Below are 1350 nucleotides of genomic sequence, written 5' to 3' on the forward strand. Positions count from 1 at the left end.
TCGGACGCCTCAAGCAGTATCGCCGCATCGCCACCCGCTACGAGAAGCGGGCGGCCAACGACCTCGCCATGGTCACACTCGGCATGACCATGCTCTGGCTCACATGACCTCGCAGAGACGACCTAGTCACAACGCATCCCGGTATTGCACCGCTTCTAATTCTCAATTGCGGCTCGCTGCTCCCAATTTCGAAAGCGACGTGCAATGAGCAGGTCAAATCACAAGTCCTTGATGAAGTAGAAACCCAGGTTGCGATCACTTGTAGGAGCATTATAGGCCGGGAAAATGTGCGTTCTACTGATAATTTCTTCGATCTTGATGGCGATTCCCTCTTGCTAGCTCGCCTCCATGAGCGATTGACCGGCGCGTTCGACGCCGAATTTTCCTTGGGCGATCTTTTCCGCCGCACGACCGTTCGCGATCAAGCTGGTCTTTTTCGCTCTTCTTACAAAGTGACGCACCGATGAATGCGGTCTCCTCTTGGCTTCCGATTAAGATGCCGGACTCGGCGTGCCTGACGTTATTTTGTCTACCCTTTGCGGGAGCGGGCGCGAACATCTTTCTACCTTGGCTCGATGTGTTCGGACCAAAAATCCGTGTCTGTCCTGTCGAGTATCCCGGTCGCGCCCGGCGATATGCCGAACCCATGCCGGTCGACCTTGGCGATCTGGTGGATGCCATACTCGATGGCATAGGATCGCTTCTGCCGGAGAAATACGCCTATTTCGGCCATTCGATGGGGGGCTTGCTGGCCTACGAACTGGCACGGAGATCGCGGGCAAGTAGCATTCCCTTGCCCCAAGCTATCGTCGTGTCCTCTTGGGCCGCGCCCAGCTCTCTCCAAGCCCTCCGTAAGAGGCATCTCCTCAACGACGAGGCATTCATCCATGAGTTGAGAGCGATGGGCGGCACTCCCGACGAGATCCTCTCAAATCAGAAGCTGCTGCCTTTCATCCTCCCGATTGCCAGGGCGGACTTTGCCCTCATCGAAAAGTGGCGCTCGCCCCCGGCGGCACCACTTCCGCTACCGATCCACGTCCTTGGAGGAGATAACGATCCCGAAGTCTTGGTTCATGCTCTCCAACAATGGCAGAACCATACCACCGCCGGGATGTCGCTCGACGTGCTATCGGGAGGTCATTTCTGTGTATATGAGCAAAAAACAACAACAGGTACGATAGTTCGAGGATACCTCAACCAAGCGATTGAACAAAATCATTGTGACTAGGTCGTCTCTGCGAGGTCATGTGAGCCAGAGCATGGTCATGCCGAGTGTGACCATGGCGAGGTCGTTGGCCGCCCGCTTCTCGTAGCGGGTGGCGATGCGGCGATACTGCTTGAGGCGTCCGA

1 protein-coding gene and 2 pseudogenes are annotated in these 1350 nt (G+C 56.2%); 2 read left to right on the top strand and 1 reads right to left on the bottom strand.

Annotated features, from left to right (window positions below; all coding sequences use genetic code 11):
- Positions 1 to 107: pseudogene (locus FV218_RS22395) on the top strand (IS5/IS1182 family transposase); the annotation flags it as partial.
- 389 nt (positions 108 to 496) lie between these two features.
- Positions 497 to 1228: an alpha/beta fold hydrolase gene (locus FV218_RS22405; RefSeq protein ID WP_246685242.1), complete on the top strand. Its 732-nt coding sequence runs from the start codon at positions 497 to 499 to the stop codon at positions 1226 to 1228.
- 15 nt (positions 1229 to 1243) lie between these two features.
- Here FV218_RS22405 and FV218_RS22410 read toward each other — a convergent pair.
- Positions 1244 to 1350: pseudogene (locus FV218_RS22410) on the bottom strand (IS5/IS1182 family transposase); the annotation flags it as partial.

The sequence above is a fragment of the Methylobacterium sp. WL69 genome (genome assembly GCF_008039485.1).
Lineage (GTDB): Bacteria > Pseudomonadota > Alphaproteobacteria > Rhizobiales > Beijerinckiaceae > Methylobacterium.